25 protein-coding genes are annotated in these 25,215 nt (G+C 34.8%); 14 read left to right on the top strand and 11 right to left on the bottom strand.

All coding sequences use genetic code 11. The annotated features are described in order from the left end of the window. Window positions 1-4: 4 nt before the first annotated feature. A complete protein-coding gene (locus G6R40_RS05320; RefSeq protein ID WP_165132563.1) occupies window positions 5-619 on the bottom strand; it encodes a DUF5715 family protein in 615 nt (204 codons plus the stop codon). Window positions 620-814: 195 nt separating this feature from the next. Between G6R40_RS05320 and G6R40_RS05315 the strand changes: the two genes are divergently transcribed. The 3 genes from G6R40_RS05315 to G6R40_RS05305 all read left to right on the top strand — a co-directional run bounded on the left by G6R40_RS05315 (window position 815) and on the right by G6R40_RS05305 (window position 3,927). Next, on the top strand, window positions 815-1,792 hold the full coding sequence (locus G6R40_RS05315; RefSeq protein WP_165132560.1) for a deoxyhypusine synthase family protein: 978 nt from the start codon (window positions 815-817) through the stop codon (window positions 1,790-1,792). 199 nt (window positions 1,793-1,991) lie between these two features. Further along, window positions 1,992-2,648: a helix-turn-helix transcriptional regulator gene (locus G6R40_RS05310; RefSeq protein WP_165132557.1), complete on the top strand. Its 657-nt coding sequence runs from the start codon at window positions 1,992-1,994 to the stop codon at window positions 2,646-2,648. A 382-nt stretch (window positions 2,649-3,030) separates the two neighbouring features. Further along, window positions 3,031-3,927, top strand: a complete 897-nt coding sequence (locus G6R40_RS05305) for a hypothetical protein (RefSeq protein ID WP_165132554.1) — start codon at window positions 3,031-3,033, stop codon at window positions 3,925-3,927. A gap of 97 nt (window positions 3,928-4,024) precedes the next feature. On the opposite strand, the gene G6R40_RS05300 is transcribed toward G6R40_RS05305, so the two are convergent. Together G6R40_RS05300 and G6R40_RS05295 are read right to left on the bottom strand one after the other, a co-directional pair. Beyond that, window positions 4,025-4,330, bottom strand: coding sequence for a DUF493 family protein (locus G6R40_RS05300; RefSeq protein WP_165132551.1), 306 nt, complete (start codon window positions 4,328-4,330; stop codon window positions 4,025-4,027). A gap of 161 nt (window positions 4,331-4,491) precedes the next feature. Continuing rightward, complete coding sequence (locus G6R40_RS05295; RefSeq protein ID WP_165132548.1) at window positions 4,492-5,169, bottom strand: DUF4197 family protein; 678 nt, start codon at window positions 5,167-5,169, stop codon at window positions 4,492-4,494. A 118-nt stretch (window positions 5,170-5,287) separates the two neighbouring features. On the opposite strand from G6R40_RS05295, the gene G6R40_RS05290 reads away from it, so the two are divergent. Beyond that, entirely contained in the window at window positions 5,288-6,133 is an 846-nt protein-coding gene (locus G6R40_RS05290; RefSeq protein ID WP_165132545.1) for an alpha/beta hydrolase family protein, read from the top strand. A 139-nt stretch (window positions 6,134-6,272) separates the two neighbouring features. Then, the gene (locus G6R40_RS05285; RefSeq protein WP_165132542.1) at window positions 6,273-6,746 is read left to right on the top strand and encodes a Dps family protein; all 474 of its coding nucleotides are present in this window, start codon (window positions 6,273-6,275) and stop codon (window positions 6,744-6,746) included. 52 nt (window positions 6,747-6,798) lie between these two features. Here G6R40_RS05285 and G6R40_RS05280 read toward each other — a convergent pair whose 3' ends face one another. From G6R40_RS05280 to hppD, 5 genes are all read right to left on the bottom strand, one after another. After that, window positions 6,799-7,719 (bottom strand): M28 family peptidase, encoded by a 921-nt coding sequence (locus G6R40_RS05280; protein WP_165132539.1) that lies wholly within the window; start codon window positions 7,717-7,719, stop codon window positions 6,799-6,801. Then, window positions 7,719-8,543 (bottom strand): flavin reductase family protein, encoded by an 825-nt coding sequence (locus G6R40_RS05275; RefSeq protein ID WP_165132537.1) that lies wholly within the window; start codon window positions 8,541-8,543, stop codon window positions 7,719-7,721. The genes G6R40_RS05280 and G6R40_RS05275 overlap by 1 nt, the downstream gene beginning before the upstream one ends. 63 nt (window positions 8,544-8,606) lie before the next feature. Further along, window positions 8,607-9,860: a fumarylacetoacetase gene (fahA, locus tag G6R40_RS05270; RefSeq protein WP_165132534.1), complete on the bottom strand. Its 1,254-nt coding sequence runs from the start codon at window positions 9,858-9,860 to the stop codon at window positions 8,607-8,609. 12 nt (window positions 9,861-9,872) lie between these two features. Then, window positions 9,873-10,340, bottom strand: coding sequence for a hypothetical protein (locus tag G6R40_RS05265; protein ID WP_165132531.1), 468 nt, complete (start codon window positions 10,338-10,340; stop codon window positions 9,873-9,875). Window positions 10,341-10,413: 73 nt separating this feature from the next. Then, window positions 10,414-11,544, bottom strand: coding sequence for a 4-hydroxyphenylpyruvate dioxygenase (hppD, locus tag G6R40_RS05260; protein WP_165132528.1), 1,131 nt, complete (start codon window positions 11,542-11,544; stop codon window positions 10,414-10,416). A 131-nt stretch (window positions 11,545-11,675) separates the two neighbouring features. Between hppD and queD the strand changes: the two genes are divergently transcribed. From queD to G6R40_RS05245, 3 genes are read left to right on the top strand one after another with little or no spacing between them, the layout of a single operon-like run. Next, window positions 11,676-12,119 carry a 6-carboxytetrahydropterin synthase QueD gene (gene queD / locus G6R40_RS05255; RefSeq protein WP_165132525.1) on the top strand — a complete coding sequence of 148 codons (444 nt, stop codon included), beginning with the start codon at window positions 11,676-11,678 and terminating at the stop codon, window positions 12,117-12,119. 56 nt (window positions 12,120-12,175) lie between these two features. Further along, on the top strand, window positions 12,176-12,940 hold the full coding sequence (locus G6R40_RS05250) for a UDP-2,3-diacylglucosamine diphosphatase (protein ID WP_165132522.1): 765 nt from the start codon (window positions 12,176-12,178) through the stop codon (window positions 12,938-12,940). An 11-nt stretch (window positions 12,941-12,951) separates the two neighbouring features. Next, window positions 12,952-13,959 carry an acyl transferase gene (locus G6R40_RS05245; RefSeq protein ID WP_165132519.1) on the top strand — a complete coding sequence of 336 codons (1,008 nt, stop codon included), beginning with the start codon at window positions 12,952-12,954 and terminating at the stop codon, window positions 13,957-13,959. A gap of 217 nt (window positions 13,960-14,176) precedes the next feature. Here the strand turns inward: G6R40_RS05245 and G6R40_RS05240 are convergent, their stop codons facing one another. Then, on the bottom strand, window positions 14,177-15,358 hold the full coding sequence (locus tag G6R40_RS05240; protein ID WP_165132516.1) for a hypothetical protein: 1,182 nt from the start codon (window positions 15,356-15,358) through the stop codon (window positions 14,177-14,179). A gap of 312 nt (window positions 15,359-15,670) precedes the next feature. On the opposite strand from G6R40_RS05240, the gene G6R40_RS15305 reads away from it, so the two are divergent. The 6 genes from G6R40_RS15305 to G6R40_RS05215 all read left to right on the top strand — a co-directional run bounded on the left by G6R40_RS15305 (window position 15,671) and on the right by G6R40_RS05215 (window position 23,214). Then, a complete protein-coding gene (locus G6R40_RS15305; RefSeq protein ID WP_317164548.1) occupies window positions 15,671-16,558 on the top strand; it encodes an alpha-amylase family glycosyl hydrolase in 888 nt (295 codons plus the stop codon). Continuing rightward, on the top strand, window positions 16,507-17,571 hold the full coding sequence (locus G6R40_RS15300) for an alpha amylase C-terminal domain-containing protein (protein WP_317164547.1): 1,065 nt from the start codon (window positions 16,507-16,509) through the stop codon (window positions 17,569-17,571). The genes G6R40_RS15305 and G6R40_RS15300 overlap by 52 nt, the downstream gene beginning before the upstream one ends. 20 nt (window positions 17,572-17,591) lie before the next feature. After that, on the top strand, window positions 17,592-19,013 hold the full coding sequence (locus G6R40_RS05230; protein WP_165132513.1) for a glycogen synthase: 1,422 nt from the start codon (window positions 17,592-17,594) through the stop codon (window positions 19,011-19,013). A 62-nt stretch (window positions 19,014-19,075) separates the two neighbouring features. Beyond that, entirely contained in the window at window positions 19,076-20,335 is a 1,260-nt protein-coding gene (locus tag G6R40_RS05225) for a glucose-1-phosphate adenylyltransferase (RefSeq protein ID WP_165132510.1), read from the top strand. A 183-nt stretch (window positions 20,336-20,518) separates the two neighbouring features. After that, window positions 20,519-22,324, top strand: a complete 1,806-nt coding sequence (locus G6R40_RS05220) for a hypothetical protein (RefSeq protein WP_165132507.1) — start codon at window positions 20,519-20,521, stop codon at window positions 22,322-22,324. A 122-nt stretch (window positions 22,325-22,446) separates the two neighbouring features. Continuing rightward, window positions 22,447-23,214 (top strand): DUF3108 domain-containing protein, encoded by a 768-nt coding sequence (locus G6R40_RS05215; RefSeq protein WP_165132504.1) that lies wholly within the window; start codon window positions 22,447-22,449, stop codon window positions 23,212-23,214. Between the two features lie 166 nt (window positions 23,215-23,380). Here G6R40_RS05215 and pheS read toward each other — a convergent pair whose 3' ends face one another. Together pheS and G6R40_RS05205 are read right to left on the bottom strand one after the other, a co-directional pair. Then, window positions 23,381-24,391 (bottom strand): phenylalanine--tRNA ligase subunit alpha, encoded by a 1,011-nt coding sequence (gene pheS / locus G6R40_RS05210; RefSeq protein WP_165132501.1) that lies wholly within the window; start codon window positions 24,389-24,391, stop codon window positions 23,381-23,383. Between the two features lie 105 nt (window positions 24,392-24,496). After that, window positions 24,497-25,156, bottom strand: a complete 660-nt coding sequence (locus G6R40_RS05205; RefSeq protein ID WP_165137536.1) for a YceI family protein — start codon at window positions 25,154-25,156, stop codon at window positions 24,497-24,499. Window positions 25,157-25,215: the final 59 nt, after the last annotated feature.

The raw sequence follows: 25,215 nt of genomic DNA, 5'->3' as shown, positions 1-25,215 counted from the left end.
TGCTTTAATAGTTTCGTACGGTCACATGGTAGCAGCTTTGCTGTTTTTCTTTGATGAAATATATTCTTCCTAGGTTTTCATAATATTTTAAAACCTTAAGAAGCGCGGCGTCTAGTTTTGAGTTGTGGGCGAGCTTTCCATTGAAGCGAACATAAGAAATATCAAATGAATTTCCGTAGTTGTGAGAGCTTATCCCAAGAGAAGCATTGGAATTGACTTTTCTAAGTTTGCATTGGTCCTCCAAAGTTCTTGTGATAGAGGTGATGGTAATTTTCGCACCATTATTTTCTTTGCTAAATCGCGCACCGATCTTTTCTAAAGTGGTTTTTGCTTTGGTCACAAGATAAGGTCTGCTGTAATCCAGTTTTTGAACTTTGTAACCTTTTGCGCTTAGTTTTACTTTTGGAAGTTTTCCTTTGTCATTATATTTGTTAACATCTTTGGTGTCTTTTAGAAGTTTAATTTTAAATTTCTTCGAGGCGTCCAAATGTGGCTGATACAGAGGTGTTGCCTCAACTTTTAGAATTTTTTTAAGATCGTAACATTCTAAAGTTTTGTTGTTTTGACTAAAATAAAAATGGGTTAAAAAAAATAAACAAGCGAAAATATATCGTTTCATTTTATTGAATTGATTAGGCAAAGATAAGGCTTTCTTTAAAAAAATAGTTACACATATTTAGGTTAAACGATAAGGAAGATATTTTTATTTACTTTTTTAATCTAAAATTTAACAAATGACAAAAAGCGCTTTTCTCCTAGGAAGACTTCGGCTTTACTATGCAATATTATTATCTTTGCAAAAATAAATTTCAAAATGAGCAATAGACCAATTTCAGAATTTCTTGAAAAGTACTATTTACACTTTAACGCTGCTGCTTTGGTAGATGCGTCTAAAGGTTATGTTGCCCACCTAAAAGATGGCGGGAAAATGATGATTACTCTTGCTGGTGCAATGTCTACCGCAGAAATGGGTAAAATTTTGGCAGAAATGATCCGTCAGGGAAAAGTAGATATTATCTCTTGTACAGGGGCAAACCTTGAAGAAGATGTAATGAACTTGGTGGCGCATTCACATTATAAAAGAGTTCCTAACTATAGAGATTTAACGCCTGAGCAGGAAAGAGAATTGCTAGATCAGCATTATAATAGAGTAACCGATACTTGTATTCCGGAAGAAGAAGCTTTCAGAAGATTGCAAACGCATTTGGAAGATGTTTGGCATGCGGCGGAAGAAAAAGGAGAAAGATATTTCCCACACGAATTCTTGTATCAAGTAGTAAACTCTGGAGTTCTAGAGCAGTATTACGAAATAGATCCTAAAGATTCTTGGATTGTAGCGGCGGCTGAAAAAAACTTGCCTATCGTTTGTCCAGGTTGGGAAGATTCTACAACAGGAAACATTTTCACCTCTAACGTTATCAAAGGAAACTTAAATGTTCACACCGTAAAATCAGGTATCGAATACATGATTTATTTAACGGAATGGTACAGGGCCAATTCAGGTGGAAAAGGCGTTGGTTTCTTCCAAATTGGTGGCGGTATCGCTGGAGATTTCCCAATTTGTGTAGTTCCAATGATGTATCAAGATTTAGAGTGGGAAGACGTTCCTTTCTGGTCGTATTTCTGTCAGATTTCCGATTCTACAACGTCTTACGGTTCGTATTCAGGAGCGGTTCCGAACGAGAAAATCACTTGGGGAAAACTAGATATCGATACACCTAAATATATTGTGGAATCAGATGCAACCATCTGTGCACCATTGATGTTTACTTATATTTTAGAAAATTCTTAATTTAAGAATTTTTAGATAATTGAAAAGCCTTCAGAATATTCTGGAGGCTTTTTTTGTGTCAAATCTTTATTGTTTTTTTTGAATAATAAACATTATTTGTAATAATAATGGCTTATAAGTGTGTTGTTAGTGTTTTTGTTTTATTATGTGTGTGTTGTTATAAAAAATATTATATTTATAATGAAAACTACCTAATAACATGAACGCTTTTATTTCTATCATCTTTCGATGCACAAAAGACATCGCGAATAGTCTTATTCCTGAACATTTAAAATATTTATATGGCGGAAGCATGAATAAGATTTTCCAATCGGATTTTGTATCTCTCGATTATTTATTATCCCAACACTCAGATTTGTTTTTATTAGACTCTATTAACAAAAGAATATTTATAACAAATTCTTTTTCTAAAATTATTAAACATGATATTCTTATAAATGTTCAATTATATATTATTATTGTTATTGTTTTAATACTGATAATAGTTTTTCAGTATAAAAAAAATAAAGAATTAAAAAGCAAGCTTCAACAATTCGATCATGATTTACAAAACCGAAATACGAAGATGGCATTGCAAGATATAATACAATTAGCAAAAAAGAATGACGCTTCATTTTTGACACATTTTGCTGATTTGTATCCTAATTTTAGATGTAATTTAAAAACTATTAATCCTAAGTTGGAACAGTCTGAACTGGTTTTTTGTTCCATGATTAAGTTGAATTTTAGTTCAAAAGAAATTGCACAATGTTTAGTGATTCAACATACTTCCGTCCAACGAAGAAAAAACAGAATTAGGAAAAAATTTTTTATTCCAAATGATGTTAATATTTACGAATTCTTTTCAGAAATGTAAATTTTATTTCTGATATGATATTGATGTCATACCCCTAAAGTACCATGCTGTTTTTGTTGTATTATTTATGTCATGCTCTTATTATAGGTTGTCATACCTATGTCATATTGAAATATTAGTGTTTTTGATTGGGGGAGATTTATATTTGATACATAAAACATAAACATGATAGGCAAGAAACTTAACAGCAGAATTTTTTCATTCCATCGAGTTTTCATTCTTTTACTTGAGAGATTCCTCTTATCGGTGTTGAGAGCGCCACCTATTATTTAATTATATTTTTTTCTCTTATTGTTTAAGTCTTAATTAAAAGTCTATTAATTAGTGACTAAAGAGCAATACAATTGTGTTAATGACATTTTATAATTTAATAGGTTTAAAAATGAAATATTTATTCAATATACTTGCTATTGTATCTTTTGGTATGATAGTTAATGCCCAGGTAGGTATTAATACAACTTCACCAAATGCAACTTTAGATGTAAGTGCTAAAAGAGATGCAAGTGGAAATATTGTCGATACCAACCAATATGTTGGTTTGCAAACACCTAGACTAACGCGGGCAGAATTAACCAACCTAAGTATTTCTTATGGTGCTTCTCATCAAGGTACTTCGGTCTATATTACTGACGTTACGGGAGGCAATGCCAATGATCAGCGAATTAATATGACAAGTGTAGGATATTATTATTTTGATGGAAGTGTATGGAAAAGAATGCAAACTACTGACAATTCCAGCTCTGGATCAGTTAATAGTACAGTTTACAAAGCGCGAATAGGTGGCGGTAACGGTATATTGAATATTGCTCTACTGGCAGATGATCAATATATTGATTTTTCTACGGCTACGGGCTCTAATAATACTTTTCATAATGGTAGTACATCTCCAATGATTGCAACAGGAATTTTAAAAATCCAAGAAGCTGGCATGTATTCCATAGGTTATTATTTTCGTTACGGATCGGGCATACAATTGTCAGCTTTAGATCTTTTTAATGGAGGTTTTGCTGGCATAAAAATTTTTAAAAATGGTACTGAGATTGATAGGAGAAATTTCTCTGGAGCTAATATTAGTTTGACGCAATTAATAGGTGGACTCCTCGGAGGACTTAACTTAGGTGTTCTTAATCTTATAATTTCCTCTAGTGAAATCAATACAATTTATAAACTAAATAAAGATGATGAACTTACTTTCGCGGTGCGATTAGGCGGTTTAGTAAATCTTAATTTGCTCACAGATAGAGAGGCTTCGTTATCCGTTCATAAAATCTCAAATTAAACCAAACAAAAGCTTTTATAAATATTAATAAAAAGATAAAATACTAAGTTTAGGTTTTAAAAAAGTAAACCTCTAGAAATTTCTAGAGGTTTATTTTTTAAAGCATTACAACACCTTCTATTTCGGCAACTTTTTTATAAATGTTGATAACTTGGTCTGCGTCTAGTACAAAACATTGTATCGTACAAGCTGTATAGTTTCCGTTTTTGCTTTCGCGGTTACTAAAAGTGAATTTGAGACCGTCAAAGACTTTCAGAATTTCTGTAATCTTTCCAGAATCACTAGGAATGATAAATTTGTACAAATATTCTTCAGGGAAATTATGATGATCTGTCAATTTCTCATGAAGCGATTTATAAAATTCATCAGGACTTTTATGATTGCTATTGATAATTTCTGCCATAAATTTAAGTTTTTAAATCAATAAAAAGGTTCCAAAATATAGGAAATACAAAGATAGTGATATTTAATTTTTAGAATATCAAACTCATTATTTTAAAAAAAAATAACTGCTTAATATTCATAAAGTTTTTATTTCTTTAATAAGTCAAAACTTTGGAATCTTTATTTTTTAAAAGCATTGTTCAAGACATCTGCATTTTGTTTTTCATAATTAGAAATTAACGCGAAAAGTCCATTTACCATTTGTTGTGTTGCTAAATTACTTATCATGCTTGCGTTATTATTGCTACTAGAATTTCCACCGAAAAGATTTCCTAATAGATTATTGCCTTTCAAAGCGGTATTTATAGTTTTAATAATGCCGTATTCGTTAAGTTTTTCATCAACTTTCGGCGCTAATGTGGCGATAAGTTGGGATTCTGTTTTCTCTCTCAAAATCTGAGTTGCAATGCCAGAGCCGCCTTGCGCAATTCTTTCGGCATCGTTCGTGGTAAGACTATTAACACCATTTATCAAAATCGGTTCTGCAAGATTTGAGGTGAATGCCGCAGCTTCAGCAATATATTCTTTTTCTTTTTGTACCAAGCTGGAAAGTCCAAGACCACTCAATGTAGCGTTGATACTTCTCAACTGCGAAGGCATAGCTTGGTCGATAAGATTATTAGACAAAAATGCATTTTTATCTTTAAAAGTTGATAATCCGCTAGAAATTCCGCCAACCAATATTCTCTTGATGATAGAAAGTCCAATACTTGAGGTTGCCAAAGCCACGCAAGATTGGCTAACGCCTGCAATCGCAATGGTGCCAAGTGTTGCTGTGATGATAAATTTATGTCTCATGATATTTTTAAATTCTGGATAAAGAGATCTCAAAAATTAAGCCATCGAAAATTTTAAAAGCCAACGTGCCAAATATTGTAGCATTGAGGAGATTTTGTTTAACTTTAAAAATAAAAACATGTCATTAGAAATAAATAAGAATATTATCCTTAAAAATCCCGAAACTAAAGCCTTTTTGGCAGATGCTTATTTCCCAAAAGGAGAAAGCAATTTGCCATTGCTAATTTTTGTACATGGCTACAAAGGTTACAAAGATTGGGGCGCTTGGGAATTGATGGTTCAAAAAATTGCAGAAGCTGGATTTTATGTCGTTAAATTTAATTTTTCTTACAACGGAACCACTTTAGAAGATACAACGAATTTTGCTGATTTGGAAGCTTTCGGACACAATAATTATTCTAAAGAAATGTCTGATCTTAAAGTGGTTATCGATTATTTTCTACAACAAAAAGAAGTTGATCCAGAGCGCTTGGCTTTAATGGCACATAGCCGAGGCAATGGAAATATTGCCATCCAAGCGAGTGAGGATTCTCGCGTAAAAGCCTTAGTCGGTTTGGCAGGTATTTCAGATTATGGCTCGCGTTTTCCGTCTGCTGAAGTCATTGAAGATATCAAAAAAGCAGGTGTGGTGTATATCGAAAATCAAAGAACCAAACAACAGATGCCGCATTATTTTCAATTTTTTGAAGATTTTAAACAACACGAAAATCGTTTTAATATCGAAAGAGCTGTCAGAAGTTTAGAAATTCCATATTTGATTATCCATGGCTCGGCGGACGATACGGTGAATGTTAAAGAAGCAGAACAACTGCAAGAGTGGTCCAAACAATCGGAATTAATTATTATTGAAGATGCAGATCATGGTTTTGGAAGTTCTGAGCCTTGGACAAAATCTCAAATGCCAGAAGATATGGCTTTAGCAACAGAAGAAACGATTGGGTTTTTAAGAAATATTTTAAATTGATTTTATGAATTAAAAATTAATTTACGATAGATTTTATAAAATGCTATAAGCTCTTTTATAAATTTAAAAAAGCTTTATTGGTTAGCTTTTTGCATTAGTTTTGTCGAATAAAATTTAAATAATTTAAAAAAATAAAAATATGAAAAATTCAATCGGAATCGAAGCAAAACAGATTAAAGATAATACGAAAATCTTGTCCGTACTTTTGGCAGACGAACATATTTTGTACACCAAAACCAGAAATGCACATTGGAATGTCGAAGGCACAGATTTTCACAGTATGCATGTTTTTTTTGAAAGTCAATATGATGAGTTGGCGGAAGTAATTGATGAGGTTGCAGAACGCATTCGTCAATTGGGACAATCGGCGCCAGCAACTTTGAAAGAATTTTTGCAACTCAGTCGATTAACAGAGAAAAAAATTGCTAAAAACGATAGTCAAAATTTTATAAAAGCTTTGTTAGAAGATCAAGAATCCATCATCAAATACATTCGTGATGCTGTTGCGAAAATGGAAGATTCCAAAGATTTCGGAACCGAAGATTTCTTGGTTGGACTTTTAGAAAAACACGAAAAAATGGCTTGGATGCTTCGCGCACATCTAGTAAAATAATTGAATGCAAATAAAAGAAAAAGCAGTCTCAAGATAATTGAGACTGCTTTTTTTATTTTTTAAGTTGATCGTTATACCTAGGCTTAAAATCTTTTTTCAAAGTATTGTCAAGCGTTTTTGCAAAACTATTCACCAGTTGTGTTAGGTTTTTAAAATCAATGACAGAAATATCGTCATTCACTTTGTGATAATGGTTTTGATGGTTCATATCGACTGTAGAAAACGAGTGTGCCACGACATTTTTCTTTACAAAAGAAGCATTGTCCGAACGGTAGAACAAACCTTGACTAAGATAAGGATCGGCAACGATTTTAAAATCATCAACTGCATTAACATTCATCAATTCGTCTAAATCTGAAACGTTATCGCCCGTCATAAACATTTTGTTAGCACCAAATTCTGACTTGGTACCAATCATTTCGAAGTTAAAAAGCGCGTTAATGTTCGGGAGGTATTTTTTGAATTCACCATTATCTGCGAGATTGCGAGAACCTACCAATCCAATTTCTTCAGCATTGAAGCCTAAAAACATATAAGAATACTCATCGTTTCGGTCTTTGTAATAATCCGAAAGTGCGATTACCGCAGAGGTTCCGCTAGCATTATCATCGGCACCATTATAGATGTTGTCATCGCCAGATTTTTTTTCTCCGATGTGGTCAAAGTGCGCTCCGAATGCGATAAGCTTATCTGTTTTTCCTTTCTTGATAGCGCAAACGTTAAAATACATTTCGTCTTTGTAATGAAAAGGAACCAAATACGATTGTCCATAACAGTAATCCAATTTGTTCTTTTTGAATTGCTCAGCAATATATTCAGCCGCTTTTTCGTTTTCAGGCGTTCCGACTTTTCGACCTTTCATGTCATCCGAGGATAAAGTGGTGACAATTTCTTTAATTCGATTTTCAGAAATGGATTGAGCGAATATCAAACTTGCGGAACAAGCCAATAATAGTGCAGTTATTTTTTTCATTAATCTAATTTTAAAATTTCCCAAGCTTTGGCAATATTGTTTTGATGAAGTTCTTTTTGAGCTTTGATATGGATATTTTCTTCACTAGAAAAATCAGTTCCAGGCAAGCTTTCAACATTCGCTAACATTCCGAGATTATTTCCTGTAAAGATGCTGCTGTTTTTGATAACATCAGGAAGTTGGTCGTAGCCAATACCTTTTGTAACCAAAGGTTTTGGAACTTCGAAAAGACTTCCAGCATTGCTTCTTGAATAATAGTTAGCGCCAAGTCTTGCCACAAGATCCAATTTGTTTTGATCCAAATTACCATCTTTACCCAAAAATTCTTCTTGGATATGAATTTTTACAACTTCGCAAATGATTAAATTTCCTGATCCGCCAACATCGCCCAAAGCTTTTATTTCTAAAACTTTGCATTCAAAATTAACGGGAGATTCAGCTATTAATGGTGGTTTTACCAATTCGGCGGGCTTCATTGTTAAGCCAGATTTTACAAATTCGTTAACGCCATCTTCGTATTCTGTACTCGCCAAAGAGACTTGTTGTACCATGTTATAATTGATATTTCCGATGACTACTTCCGGAACTTCTAACAGGTTATGAAGTGTATGTTTGGTCGTATTGTCACGAACGCGACGGCTTGGTGAAAATATGAGAATCGGTGGTTTGGTGCTGAACATATTGAAAAAGCTAAAGGGCGAAAGATTGATTTCGCCTTTAGCGTTTATTGTACTAGCCAAAGCAATTGGACGTGGAGCAATTGCCGACTGCATGACCAATTGTAATTGGGGACTCGAGAGTTCTTTAGGATCAATTATTTTCATATTAATTCTGAATCAGAGAAGGATTCAAAAATTTGTTATTAAAGTTTAAAATGCTTTCAAGGTTTATATTGATCTTGCAGGTAATATTTTTCCTGTAACTTCCCCAAAACCTACACGGATACCATCTTTTTCTGACCAAGCTTTCATAGTGATGGTGTCATTATCTTCAATAAATTTTCGTTCCTCGCCGTTGCTAAGTTTTAATGGATTTTGTCCTCTCCATGTTAGCTCTAGCATCGATCCGAAAGATTTTTGGTCTTTGCCAGAAATGGTTCCGCTGGCATAGACATCGCCAACTTCAACATTGCAACCATTCACGGTATGATGCGCCAATTGTTGTGACATATTCCAATACATGAATTTGTAATTGCTTTCGCTAATTAAATTGTCTTCACCATTTTCTGGTTTGAGATAAACTTCAAGATTAATGTCGTAATTTTTATCCCCTTCAAATTTTAAATAATCTAAAACTTCTGGTTCTTGTTTTGGCGATGTGGTTCTGAATGGTTCTAAAGCTTCTAAAGTAACAATCCATGGCGAAATTGAGGATCCGAAATTCTTTCCTAAAAATGGTCCAAGTGGTACATATTCCCAAGACTGGATATCTCTTGCAGACCAATCATTGAAGATCATCATTCCGAAAATAGCGTCTTCCGTTTCTGAAACTGGAATGTGCTCACCAAGTTCTGTATTTTTATTGACTACAAAAGCCATTTCGAGTTCAAAGTCTAATTGTAAACTTGGACTAAAGAAAGGTTTTTCCGCAGTTGGCGGTTTTATTTGTCCAACAGGACGTTGGATATCGATGCCAGAAACAACGATTGAAGAAGCTCTACCGTGATAACCTACCGGAAGATGTTTCCAATTGGGAAGTAGCGCGTTTTCTGGATCTCGGAAAAGTTTTCCCACGTTGGTTGCATGTTCTATACTACTGTAAAAATCGGTATAGTTAGGGATGTGGACAGGCATCATCATTTGTATTTCATCAAGATTGAAGAAACAGGCTTCTTTGGTTTTTTCGTCGTTTGATAATGCTGAATCTTCAAGGAAAAGTTCCTGGATTTTTAATCGTACCGTATTTGTAATTGGTTTTCCTAATTCAATAAATTCGTTAAGCGTATAGGCTTCAAAAATATTGTCTTCCAGACCTTTTATATTTTCAAAATAACCAAAGTCGTATAAGCTTGCAAGATCGATGACGATATCGCCAATTCTTGTGGCACATGCAATATATTCTCTGTTAAATACCGCTACGCCGAAAGGTATATTGTGTATCGAGAAGTCACTATCAGGATTGTATTCTATAAAAGATTTCATAATTTTTAAATTTTATTTTTTCTTACCGAGGTTTTTGTTTTCAATCCAACGTGTATCGTTGCTTAAGTCCTTAAGATACCAAATATTTTTGGCATTCATGAGATATAATGTATAAGTGAGTGGCATTCCGATTTTTTTGCCTTCCAACTTATCCGCTCGTATGGATATCACATTGTTTTTTCTGACATAATCACCTGTGAAAATGTTAGATGAAGTTTGCTTGGTTGCTTTATCATCAAAAAGCTCGATTAAGGTTACAGTATTGTCCCCATTAAATTCTACGACATGTCTTTCATCATGATCTTCAAAAGTCTGTATAAGAACAAATTTTTTGTTTTGAATCTGAAAATCTGTGGCATTTCTATTTTGTTTTGCACGTTTTTCAATTTTCGAAATGATGTCGTTAAGCTGGTTGTAATTTTGTGCACTAAAACTTGCAAAAGCAAAAATTAAAGTACATAATAAAATAATTTTTTTCATTAAAATGTGTTTTGAATAAAAAAAAGAATTTGCCAAAGCTGTAAAACTTTGACAAATTCGTAAGTGATTATTTTTAAAGATTTCCTCTTCTTTCTTGCTCTCTTTCTAAGGCTTCGAATAATGCTTTGAAATTACCCGCACCGAAGCTTTGCGCCCCATGTCTTTCGATGATTTCGAAGAATAGAGTAGGGCGGTCTTCGACAGGTTTGGTGAAAATCTGAAGCAGATAGCCTTCTTCATCACAATCAACAAGAATTCCTAAATCTTGAAGTTTTTTGATGTCTTCATCAATTTCTCCAACTCGTTCAGGGATCATATTGTAATAAGCTTCTGGTGGCGCAGAAAGAAATTCTACACCGCGTTTTTTAAGTTCGGTAACGGTGTGGATAATATCTTTGGTTGCTACGGCAATGTGTTGCACACCTTCTTCTTCATAAAAGTCCAAATATTCTTCAACTTGTGATTTTTTCTTTCCTTCAGCGGGTTCGTTAATTGGAAATTTGGCAAAACCATTTCCGTTGGACATTACTTTAGACATCAACGCAGAATATTCTGTATTAATTTGTTTATCGTCAAAAGAAAGAATATTTACAAAGCCCATAACCTCTTCATACCATTTAACAACTGGCAACATTCTGTCCCATCCAACATTTCCAACGCAGTGGTCAACATACAAAAGACCTGTTTCTTCTGGATTGTAGTCCGATTCCCATTTCTCATAGCCTGGCATAAAAGCACCATTGTAATTTTTGCGCTCTACAAACATGTGAACCGTTTCACCATATGTATAAATACCAGACATTTTAACTTCTCCAAATTCGTCAGTAATTGTCATTGGTTCCAGATAGGCTTTTCCACCTCTTTTCGTTGTTTCTTCAAAAGCTTTATAAGCATCATCTACCCAAAGTGCTAAAATTTTAACACCATCTCCATGTTTAATAACGTGCTCATTAATTGGCGAATCAGACTTAAGTCCTGTTGTTAAAACCAAACGGATTTTCCCTTGTTGCAAAACATAAGACGCTCGATCTTTAACACCTGTTTCTGGACCTGCATAAGCTACCGACTGGAAGCCGAAAGCTGTTTTATAATAATGTGCTGCTTGTTTCGCATTTCCTACATAAAATTCAATATAATCCGTTCCGTTAATAGGAAGAAAATTCTCTGCCTGTGCGATTTTTTCAGCGAATGTTAATGTTGACATGATTTGATTTTACTTTTTAAATATTATGTGCCAAATTACGAATTTTAAAGTTTTTATGAAAAGAAAAGTTATTAACACTTGTAGATGTCACAATCTTTATTTTTAGAATCGAAAATTCTTATCTTTGCCATATGATTCGAATTACTAAAATTTTCACTTTTGAGACCGCACATGTGCTTTATAATTACGATGGAAAATGCAAAAATATGCATGGCCACTCGTACAAGCTTTTTGTGACCGTAAAAGGCGAACCTATTAATGATATTGATAATGTTAAAAATGGTATGGTCGTTGATTTTGGTGATATCAAACGCATTGTAAAACAAGAGATTGTTGATAGTTGGGATCATGCTGTTTTGGTGAATGGCGCTTCGCCGCACAAAGATCTAGGGCAAAAGTTGGAAGCAGAAGGTCATAAAGTGATTTTTTGTGATTATCAACCCACTTGCGAAAACATGTTGTACGATATCGCAGCTAAAATCAAAAATAAACTTCCTAATAATATCGAATTAGCTTATCTAAAACTGCATGAGACAGAGAATTCTTATGGCGAATGGTTGGCTGAGGAGAACTAGTTTTTACCCCGCCAAAATTTCAAAAAACTATTTTTTTTTCGTAAACCAAAGTACACATGACGGAAATTAATCTGCTTCCTAATAAGAAAATTTATTTTGCTTCGGATCAACATTTTGGTGCGCCCGATCCAAAATCCAGTAAAGTTCGTGAAGAGAAATTCATCCGTTGGCTTAACGAGATTAAAGCCGATGCGCAGGTGCTTTTCTTAATGGGAGATTTGTTTGATTTTTGGCACGAGTGGCAATATGTCATCCCGAAAGGTTATGTGCGTGTTCTTGGAAAATTAGCAGAGCTGAAAGATAACGGCATCGATATTTATTTCTTTGTCGGAAATCATGATCTCTGGATGAAAAACTACTTAGAAGAGGAGATTGGTTGTACGGTTTTCTTTTCAAAACAATATTTTACGGCAAGAGGAAAAACCATGCTTCTAGCACATGGCGATGGGCTTGGGCCTGGTGATAAAGGCTACAAAAGAATGAAAAAACTTTTTACCAATCCTATTGCACAATGGGCTTTCAAATGGTTGCATCCCGATATCGCAATGCGTGTTGCACTTTACATGTCTCAGAAAAATAAAATCATTTCTGGCGAAGAAGACAAAGCCTTTTTGGGGGAAGAACGCGAGTTTTTAATCGTCTATTCTAAAAAGAAATTGGAGACCGAAGATATCGACTATTTCATCTATGGACACCGCCATTTGCCCATGGTTTTGGATTTGCCAAAATCTTCGAAATATATCAACCTTGGCGATTGGATTTCCTATTTTACTTACGGCGTTTTCGATGGCGAATTTCATCTTAAAACCTACGAAGCCTAAATTTTTCTGACATGTCAAATCCTATTTTTAATATTAAAACCGAAGCTGATTTTCTAAAAGAAGCTTTGGATTGTTTTCGTTATCAATATCAAAATGTTGAGGTTTATAAAAAGTTTGTCGATTATCTCAATATTGATCCTTCTGAAGTTAATAGCATAGAAGCCATACCGTTTTTGCCGATTGAGATGTTCAAAAATCACAAGGTTTTAAATCAAAACAAAACAAGCCAACAATATTTTCAAAGTTCGGGCACTACCCAAAAGAATCTTTCCAAACATTGGATTGCCGATTTTAATTTGTATGAGGAAAGTATTTATAAAAGTTTTGAAGAGTTTATAGGAAAGCCAGAAGATTTTATATTTTTAGGATTGTTGCCAAGTTATTTGGAACGCGAAAATTCGTCGTTAATCTATATGGTCAATTATCTCATCGAAAAATCTGGAAAACCAGAAAATGGCTATTTTCTCTACAATCACGAGGATTTAATAGAATTGCTAAATCGTATTTCTGACAAAAAAGTCATTCTTTTCGGCGTTTCGTTTGCCTTGCTCGATTTTTTGGATACTTTAAAATCAAAACACTTAAAACTTAGTTCAACCGAAAATCTCATCATTATCGAAACGGGCGGTATGAAAGGTCGCAAAGAAGAAATGACGAAAGATGAATTACTGGCCATTTTTCAAGAAGGTTTCAAAACCGAAAAAATCTACTCAGAATATTCGATGACCGAGTTGCTGTCGCAGGCCTACTCGTTGGGCGAAAATATCTACGAATGTCCCAATTGGATGCGGATTTTAATCCGAAATACCGAAGATCCTTTTTCGTACATGGAGGCGGGCAGAACTGGCGCGATTAACATTATCGATCTTGCCAACCGCCATTCGTGCAGTTTTATCGCCACGCAGGATTTGGGAAAACTCATTGCGAATTCTACGCCTCACATACTTAGCAAAAGCTTCCAAGTTCTCGGTAGGATAGACCATTCCGACATCCGCGGGTGTAGTCTTTTGGTGTCTTAGTTTTATAATTTGGGCGGCATTTCGGGCTATTCAGGGGGTTCGTCTTCAGAAGCCTTGGCTTGTTCCGTCGCCATTCTTCAGACCGCTCGCTGCGCTCGCGCCCTTACTATCCCGGCCGCAGATTCTCGATGCTATTTTGGTGTTGTCATAAAACAGAAGCGTTGTTAGGGTTCAAAACCCTAACAACGCTCTATACCTATTTATTAAAAAATATCAACTACTTCACAAACAAGGCAAAAGAATTTCCTGTCCATATTTTATTGGCGATATTAAAATCCTCATTCATCCGATCGGATTTTGTGAGCGTTACCATATTGTTAAGAAAAGTTGGGAACTCATCGCCTGGCTTCCATATAAATAACATTCGGATTTCTCCTTTGGCAAAATCACCATTTGGATCTTTAAAGACATTTGCATATTCTACTTTTTTCTGCAAAATATATTGCGAAGGATCTTTTAAATTGTCAAGGTCTTCTTTGGTAGGATTTAGATTAATACCAACACCGCTGAGGGTATATAGCGACTTTAAGACATAGTCTTCAATATTCTCATCAGCTGGGAATTCGTTAGCATAATAACTTTCCGGGATGTAAGTATGTTCCAAAAGCGGCAAAATGTATTTCGAGATTTTATAATACCAATTCGGGTGCGCTACCCAATCCACATCAACTTCCTCACGAATGTTAAATTCGGGATGAAAATCTTCAATTCTGTCCAACTCGTCTAGGACCACGCGGTTATAGATACGTTTAATTTGGATCAGTTCGCCATCGTTTTCATAATATATTTTACGGTTATATTTTTTGATTTTGCTTAGGCAAACGGTTTTGATTCCCAAAAGATCTTCGGTGATTTTAAAATCGATTTTTGTTTTTTGTTGTTCCGGAAAAATATCCATGAGGATAACATGTTTTGGATCTTCATCACCTACGATGACCTCTTTCATAATTTCGATGAGTTGGTCATAAGGAATCCTTTGTGACAACTCTGACAAAAATGGAAAAACCTCGAAAACAACATCGCGGTGTAATTCCTCAAAAGCATAAAGCGAAGGAAAAGCTTGTAGCTCTATCAACTGCGGAATGGGCTTGCCGTCGGCACCACGACAAATCCCGAAGTCGATGCACAAAAAATGTGGTTTTTCGGTGTCATGTGGTACAATACGATGGGCAGGAACAGCTTTGTCAAAAATCTCTTTCGGGATTTTATTAATTTGATAAAGAATAGATTCTGCCGCATATAATATTTTTTCCCTAAAAGAATAAGGTAAGAACACAGGCGTTTCGCAAAGACGAAAACCAGTATATTGACCAGTTTTTTCATAAATCATCTCTTTCATCAACGCGTATTTTTCGTCGGTGAATTCCTGATTGAAAAGTTCTCGATATTTATGTACCATTGTGTTTTTGTTTTTTTAATTTATAAACAATCCAATTCGGATTTTTATTAGTCGTTAATATGTTGCAAAAAACGTGACAATGTCTAATGCTTTGATTAATAATGCAAAATCTTTTACTAAGTTACGCAAATATTAACTAATTTCAAAAGCGAAGCGCTTTCATGGTTTTATTTTGATTGAGCAATGTAGAATGTTTTTATCATTACGTTTAATTAATAATTAAAACTTAGCTGAATGTCTAAAATTTAACTTGCCAATTCCTAATTATTGTTTAACTTGCTATGGTTCTTAATGTCTTATAACAGCTTGTTTATGCCAAAAACCAAAGCTTTTTCTCTTTGGACAGAATACGATATTTACCTCTTTCTGGCAGGTAATCACTTTAAGCTTTATGAAAAATTTGGCTCACATGAGATTGTTGTAGATGGCGAATCTGGCATTTATTTCTCCGTTTGGGCGCCCAATGCTTCGGAAGTTTCTGTAATTGGTGATTTTAATAATTGGAGTCATTACAAACATCCTTTATTAAATAGAGAGGATCAATCGGGAATTTGGGAAACTTTTATTCCCGGTGTTACAATTTCTGAAATTTATAAATACAGCATCCGAACATCAAGAGGTGCGTTGCTTGAAAAAAGCGATCCTTTTGCTGTAAAGATGGAGCAAGCGATCCAGGCAAGCTCTATTATTACATCAACTTGGTATGTTTGGCATGACAAAAAATGGATGGCAGACCGTATGGAAAAATCCATTAATAATTCTCCAATTTCCGTTTACGAACTGCATCTGGCCTCTTGGAAAAAGAGCGAAAATAAGCCCAACCAATATTTAACTTACAGAGAATTAGCTCCCGAATTAATTGATTATATTAAAGAAATGAATTTTACACACGTGGAATTTATGCCCGTGATGGAGTATCCATACAATCCGAGTTGGGGCTATCAAATTACTGGCTTTTTTGCAGCTTCTTCTCGTTTTGGCGCACCTACAGATTTGATGTTTTTGATAGATCAGCTTCATCAAAATAATATTGGCGTTATTCTCGATTGGGTGCCTTCACATTTTCCTGGAGATGCCAATGCTTTGCATTGTTTTGATGGTAGCTTTTTATATGAATATGAAGACCCCAAAAAAGGTTTTCATCCAGATTGGAAATCCTATATTTTAATTATGCCCGTCCCGAAGTCAAATCTTTTTTGATTAGCAATGCGCTATTCTGGCTCGATCGCTATCATGTAGATGGCCTTCGTGTTGATGCTGTAACTTCTATTTTGCATTTGGATTATTCGCGGAATGAAGGCGAGTGGGAACCCAATGTTTTTGGAGGAAATGTCAACCTGGAAGCTGAAAAATTTCTGCAAGATTTCAATTTGGCTGTTCATGAGGCATTTCCAGATGTAATAACGATTGCGGAAGAGAGTTCAGATTTTCCCAAATTAACGCATCCCATTTCGGAGGGCGGCATCGGATTCGATATGAAATGGATGATGGGTTGGATGCATGATACGCTTAACTATTTTAAAAAAGATCCTGTTTATCGCAAATACCATCAAGATTTATTGACTTTTACAAGCCTTTATATGTTCAACGAAAAATACATGATGGCCTTATCACATGACGAAGTTGTGCATGGTAAAAGCAGTTTAATTTACAAAATGAATGGTGACGAGTGGCAAAAATTTGCCAATCTACGCGCCTTGTATCTTTATATGTTTACAAATCCAGGTACTAAACTTTTGTTCATGGGCAGCGAATTTGCACAAACCAACGAATGGAATTTTGAAAGTCAATTGGATTGGCATCTTTTAGAATATCCTATTCATCGACAATTGCAAGATTTTGTAAAAGATCTTAATATTTTATATAAAACAGAATCGGCTTTACATGATTTTAATTTTGATAAAAATGGCTTTGAATGGGTGAGTGGCGAGGACAGCAATCATTCGGTCTTTATATATTTAAGAAAAGCAAAAAATCAGGCGAATCAGCTAATGGTGATTCTTAATCTTACGCCGAATAGCATGGATTATCAAATTGGTGTGGACTGGGAATTTTGGGAAATTATTCTTAATTCGGATGACAAAAAATATGGCGGAAGTGGCATAATTCCTAATGTTAATAAAGTCGAGAATAATAAATGTATGGGACGAAACTTTGCTTTAGAACTTCGTTTACCACCATTGTCAGGACTTATTTTGAAAAGAATCATTTAAAAAAAAAACAATAAAATAATATGAGAATTTTTCATCTCTCTATGGAATGTTATCCCATTGCAAAAGTTGGTGGATTAGCTGATGTTGTGGGCGCTTTGCCAAAATATCAAAACAAAATGAGATTAGAAGCAAGTGTTATAATGCCTTGGTATAACAATGCTTTTGTTTATAATCATGATTTTGAAATCGTTTTTGAGGGATTTATTCATCAAGCAGAGCAGATGTATGACGTAATTGTCTATAAAGAGAAATCTCAAGATTTGGGTTTTGATTTGTATTTGGTGAAAATTCCAGGACTTCTCGATCGAGAGAAAGTCTATGGATATTGGGATGAGTCAGAGCAATTTATTGCTTTTCAACATGCTGTTTTACATTGGTTATCCGCTATGGAGATTCGTCCAGATATTTTACATTGTCACGATTATCACACAGGATTGGTGCCTTTTATGATAGAAAATTGTCCAGAATTTCAGTTTTTAAAAGGTGTAAAAACAGTTGGCACCGTTCATAATGGAGAATATCAAGGAAGTATGGATTGGTTGATGTCGAAGTACCTTCCTTTTTTTGACGCAAGTCATTATGGTTTGTTGGATTGGGATTCCAGAATTAATCCAATGGCGGCGATGATAAAATCTTGTCATGTTTTTAATACAGTTTCTAAAGGTTATTTGGAAGAATTGTTTACGAGCTTTCAAGGGCTTGAAGCTTTAATATTTCAAGAGCGACAAAAAGCTTTTGGAATAATTAACGGTATAGATACAGAAGTTTGGAATCCAGAAACAGATCCAATGATTAAGCAGCATTATTCCCTTAAAAATGCCGAAATCGGAAAATCGAAAAACAAATCTGAAATCTGTAAAGAATATGGTCTGGATGTAGATTTGCCACTTGTTGGATTCATCGGAAGATTCGCTGTTGAAAAAGGAGCGGACCTTCTTCCAGGTATTATTAGCAAGTCAATAACAGAAACCAATGGTCAATTTAATATTATTGTGTTGGGTTCTGGCGATTCTCATGTGGAACACCTTTTAAAAGATTTACAAAAAATATATCATTTCAATTTTGCATTGGATTTGGGATACAAAGAATATTTGTCGCACCAGATATATGCAGCTGCAGATTTTCTACTTATGCCATCGCGGGTTGAGCCTTGCGGATTAAACCAAATGTATGCTATGCGCTACGGAACAATTCCGATTGTACGTTATACTGGCGAATTGAAAGATACTGTTGAGGATATTTCAAGTGGCGGAAGTGGTTTTAATTTTACAGAAGCTAATGAAGAAAGTGCAATTCATGCAATAAAACGTGCATTGTCTGTTTATCAGGATAAAAAACGGATAAAAATGTTAATAGAAAATAACATGAATTTTAATTTTTCATGGGAGAAATCTGCAGAAAATTACTTACATTTATACAAATACAGAGCTGAAAATCAATAACAAAACATTTTCAGAAACTTAGTTTCTTGACACTAAAACACGACTTATTAATATGAAAGCAAATGTTATTTTCGGTAGTTCTGGGAGGCGGACGTGGGACAAGATTGTTTCCATTGACCGACTCTCGTTCAAAACCTGCTGTATCTATCGCAGGAAAATACCGATTGGTTGATATCCCAATATCCAATTGTCTTAATTCTGGCTATAACAGGATTTTAGTTTTGACACAATTTAACTCAGCTTCGCTTAATTCACATATCAAAAACACCTATCATTTTGATATTTTTAGTCGTGGTTTTGTCGATATTTTGGCCGCCGAGCAAAATATTGAAAACGACCAATGGTACCAAGGGACTGCGGATGCCGTACGTCAATCGATGAAGCATCTTGCAAAGTATGAATACGACTATATTTTAATTTTGTCAGGCGATCAATTATACCAAATGAATTTTCGAGAGATGATCGACTTTCATGAAAAAAACAACGGCGACATTAGCATTGCAAGTATTCCGGTTAATGCAAAAGATGCGACAGGTTTCGGAATTCTAAAATCCGATGAAGCTGGTAATATTACCAATTTTATCGAAAAACCAAGTTCCGAAATCCTTCCCAATTGGAAATCCGAAGTTTCAGATGCTAACAAACGCGAAGGCAAAAATTATCTCGCATCCATGGGGATTTATGTTTTTTCTAAAAATGTCCTGAAAAAATTATTCGAAGAAAATGACGGTGACGACTTTGGTAAAGATTTTATTCCCAAAGCTATTGGTAAATACAATACCCTTAGTTTTCAGTATGATGGCTATTGGACAGATATCGGAACCATCGAGTCTTTCTACGAAGCCAATCTAAATTTGGCACAAGACCTTCCACAGTTTAACCTTTTCAGTGCATCACCGATTTATACAAGAGCGAGAATGTTGCCACCTTCAAAAATTAATGGATCTTTCGTTAGTAAAGCTGTTTTCGGTGATGGTTGTATCATTTTAGCAACGAAAATTGAAAATTCCATTATTGGTAACAGAACCCGAATAGATAAAGGAAGTACCATTGTGAGTTCTTATATTATGGGAGCAGATTATTATCAAAGCACCGCCGAAATTCTTGAAAACGAACGTCACGATATTCCTAACATTGGCATTGGGAAATTCTGCTATATCGAACGCGCTATTATTGATAAAAACTGCCAAATAGGCGACAATGTTCGTATAATTGGCGGAAAACACATACCCGATGGCGACTACGATACCTATTCTGTAAAAGACGGGATCATCGTTGTTAAGAAAAATGCAGTCATTAAAACAGGAACACAAATTTCTTAAATTATAGATTTTATAAAAATTGAAAACTTATTTTTCAAGAGTTTAAATTAGATTTTCCTGCGAAATAGCAGGTGCTATTCTTTGCATAACTATGTGGAAACGAATAAATTTGTGTGTTTTCAGTGAGAATTTCCTAAAATTTCATTGAGTTTATAATTAAAAATCTAACCAAAACAATAATTAATGAGTAACAAACTTGTGCATAATTTCCATATTCCAGTAATGGGTTTGGCTTACACTATTGACAGCCCAATTCGGGTAGCACAATACGGAATCTCTTCTGTAGTGTCGATTATCGATGATGAGATTGTCGAACGAATGAGAGAGTTTTACAGTAAAAAATTTAATTTCGATTTTCAGGCAATTTCTATAAAAGCCGAAGATTACCGCGCAGAAAGAATCACGGCTTATCTTAACATGATGGACGATGTCGTTAAAGAAAAGTTTAATAGCTTTAAAGAAGAGCTTAACAAGAATACAGAATCCCTTAAAAATTTTGTAGGAATGTTGCCTGGCACTTCGGAGCTGAAAGATGCTTTGCAAAACGCGATTAATAAAAAAGATGATTGGAAAAACAATCTTAAAAATCTTTTGGAAACCAACTTGACACCAGGCGAAATCGATGTCAATATTATGACAAAAGTGGACAAAGATAACTATGTTAAAAACACAGCTTTGCCAACGATGTACAACGACGCACATGCATCCTTAAGAGGTTTTGCAAAAAGCAAATTGACTTCCTCGGTTATCTTTTCTGCGGGGATGAATCCCAGACTTTACAGCTATTTGGAGGAGTTTGACGATTTTTATCCAAATGAAAATGGCGAGTTGAAAAAGAAAATTATTCTTAAAGTTAGCGACTTTCGTTCTGCGATGATACAGGGTAATTTTCTTGCAAAAAAAGGTCTTTGGGTTTCAGAATATCGTATAGAGTCGGGGCTCAACTGTGGCGGACATGCTTTTGCAACCGAAGGTATTTTGCTAGGCCCAATTATGGAAGAATTCAAACAAAAGAAAACTGAGTTGCAAAATTCTGCTCATGCACTGCTGCAAACTGCTCTGGAACAAAAATCTCGTCCGACTTTAGCACAGCCTTTAGAAATCAAAATATCTGTACAAGGCGGAATTGGCACAGCCGAAGAACACGAGTTTTTATTATCGAATTACAAGGTGGACAGCGCCGGTTGGGGATCGCCGTTTTTGTTGGTTCCAGAAGCGACTTCTGTAGATAGCGAAACAAGAAATTTGTTAGCAAAAGCAACCGAAACCGATTTCTATTTAAGTCATATTTCGCCATTGGGTGTTCCGTTCAATTCGGTAAAAGGTACGACCAACGAGTTGATTAAAGAGCAGAATATTTCTAAAAACAAATTCGGAAGTTCTTGTCCTAAAAAATTGTTGGCGCTAAGTAAAGAACTCTCTCCAAAAGGAACTTGTACGGCGTCCAAAAAATACCAAGATATCAAACTGGCAGATTTGGAAGCGACAAAAGAGAGTTTCTCACCCGAGCAATTTCAAAGAAAACGAAATGCAATTACGGATAAATCTTGTCTGTGCGTAGGCTTGGTAAATTCGGCATATCTGGAACAAGGTATGACGATAAAAGGCGAGAAGCAAGGCGTTGTCGTCTGTCCAGGGCCTAATCTTAGCTATTTTGATAAAGAAGTGTCTTTGGCAGAAATGGTTCGCCATATTTATGGTTATGAAAATATTTTGCCAGACAATAAGCGTCCAAATATCTTTATTAATGAACTGAAATTGTATGTTGAATATTTAAGGAACGACATTTTTGATTTTTCAGAAGATTTGACAAAATCACAAATCAAAAAATGGGAAAGTTTTAAAGAAAACCTATTAAAAGGAATTTCTTATTACGAAGATTTGTTTGAGCAGACTCACTTTTTTAAATCTAATTTTTCTAAAATTAAATCACAATTATCCGATTTTAAAATTAATATTAACGCGATAAACATCCCAACATTAAGTTAATTAAGAAAAATTAATAGAAATTACTAAAAAATATAGCCTTTAGATTCCCAGAATTTAAAGGCTTTAATTTATTGTCTTATATTTGGCAACGTTTTTGTCTAACTGATATCAAAATTACAGAAATGAAGAAAATAATGTTGTTGTTTGCAATGTTTTGTTTTATGATGTCATCTGCCCAATATGATAACATTGCAGCGGGTGAAAGTCTTACTTATAGAATCCATTATGGTATATTGACTGCTGGTTCTGCCACGCTTTCTACGTCCAATGCCATGCTCAACGGAAAACCTTATTTTTACGTGAAAGGTGTTGGTAAAACTTCTGGAGCCGTGCGAGCGTTTTTCAAAGTAGATGATGTCTATGAGAGTTATATCAATCTTTATGGACAACCTTATTTTTATGTGAGAAATGTGGCGGAAGGTAGCTATCGTCAGCATTTGCAAAGCACATTCAATCATGCTAACAATACCATTTATTTAGTCGATAAAAAAAATACAGATAGAGAGCCAAAGACTATTAACACAGTTAAAGGTGTACAAGATATGTTGTCGAGTTTTTATTATTTGAGAAATCTTGACGACAATCAATTAAAGATTGGAAATGTAATCAAGATGAATATTTGGATTGATGATGAGTTGTTTCCGTTTCAGTTGCGTATTTCCGGGACAGAGAGAGTCTCTACAAAATTTGGGACTATTAATTGTCTTAGAATTATTCCATCGGTAATGAGTGGACGCGTTTTCAAAGAAAAAGAAGGTGTTACACTTTGGGTTTCCAATGATAAAAATAGAATTCCGATAGCTATAAAAGCTGAATTAAAAGTAGGCTCGTTAAAGGCAAGTATCGACAAGATTTCTGGAACAAAATATCCGGTAAATTTCACAAAATAAGATTTTAAATCATAAAATCATAATCTAAAAAGTCCAAATATTTGGGCTTTTTTTGTTTGTAAATTCGTGTTTTAAAAATCATAAAACTGTAAAATCAATAGAATGAAAATGGATTATACTTAGATTTAATCCATAAAAAATCCACCATTTCGGTGGATTTATTTTTTTATAAAGATTTGAATTGATTCAACATTCGGACATCATTTTCAAAGAACATGCGGATATCGCTCATTTGATAAAGCAACATTACAATTCTCTCGATTCCCATTCCGAATGCAAATCCGCTGTATTTGTCAGCATCAATATTTACATTTTTAAGAACAGCAGGATCCACCATTCCGCAACCCATAATCTCTAGCCAGCCTGTACCTTTTGTAATTCGGTAGTCCGTTTCGGAGTTAAGTCCCCAATACACATCAACTTCTGCGCTTGGCTCTGTGAAAGGGAAGTACGATGGACGCATTCTGATTTTTGACTTTCCAAATAATTCTGTTGTGAAGAATTGAATGGTTTGTTTCAAATCCGCAAAACTTACATTTTCATCGATATACAAACCTTCGATTTGATGGAAAATACAATGCGAACGCGACGAAATAGCCTCGTTACGGAATACGCGACCTGGGGATAAAATACGAATTGGCGGTTCGTTTTCTTCCATATAACGCACTTGTACAGACGAAGTATGCGTACGAAGCAACGTGTCAGGATTGGTATCGATAAAGAACGTGTCCTGCATATCTCTCGCCGGGTGATATTCTGGTAAGTTAAGCGCCGTGAAGTTGTGCCAATCGTCCTCGATTTCTGGTCCGTCGGCAATGGCAAAACCTATAGAACGGAAAATCTCGATAATTCTGTTTTTAACAAGATTAATCGGATGTCTTGTTCCTAATTCTAAAGGAAAAGCGGGTTTTGTAAGATCATCTTTTATGATGCTTGTTTGGTTTTCTGTAGCGTTTTTAAGATGGTCTAATTTCGCTGCAACGGCTTGTTTTAGGCTATTGATTTTTTGACCAAAAGCTTTTTTCTGGTCATTGGGAACTTCTTTGAATTGTTCAAAAAAATCATTTAAAACGCCTTTTTTACCATTGAATTTGATGCGGAATTGCTCAATCTCTTCCTTTGCTGTGGAATTGAATTGTTCTACTTCTACCAATAATTCATCAATTCTTTCTGTCATTACTTAGGATATAATTATAAGTTGCAAAATTACAAATTTTATCGCTATTCTTAATAAAAAAATCTGCCAACTATGGGCAGATTTCGTTATGTATTGAAAAATAATTTATTTTTTCTCGATGGCTTTCATCAACATTTGGATATTGATTTCGTCTTTTATCAAGCCGTTGGCTGCTGGGATTTGGAATTTAATGCCAAACTCATCACGGCTAATGTCTTTCGGTTCGGTAGCAATTTGTAGTTCGCCTTCACCCATTTTAACATTAGCATTGAAGCTGATAGGTTTTGTAATACCTTTAATAGTTAGGTTTCCGTCTAATATCGTGTTGTAATCGCTGCCTTCTGTAGCTTCAGTAACTTTCGTAATTTCATAAGAAGCGGTTGGGAACTTTTCAACATCGAAAAAATCGGCGCTTTTAAGATGGCCATCCAGCTTAGCGGATTCTTCAGCATCTTTGATATCGCTATTGGCTAAAGTTGTTAAGGCCACCACAAATTTTCCGCTTTCAAGTTTGTTTTCGTTGATTGTAACTTCGCCACTTTCGAATTTTATAGAACCAATATGGCTGGTGTTATCTGTTTTGAAAACTTTAAAACCTTTCCATTCTACCTTGCTGTTCATCGTATCAACAACGTAAAGTCGGCCGTTTGTAGTGGTTAAAACTTCGCTACTTTCGCTTGTCACAGGTTTGTCTTTTCCACAAGAGATTATGGTAAAAGAAATTGCTAAAGCTGCCAATCCTCCAAATAACAGATTTGTTTTCATCATGAAATTATAATTAAGACATTATTGTGCTAATATAACAAATAATATCAGTATTTTAA

The organism is Chryseobacterium sp. POL2, from assembly GCF_011058315.1.
In the GTDB taxonomy this organism is placed as follows: Bacteria; Bacteroidota; Bacteroidia; order Flavobacteriales; family Weeksellaceae; genus Soonwooa.
The sequence above is the reverse complement of the archived record's forward strand: the minus strand, read 5'-3'. Positions and strand labels throughout refer to the sequence as shown.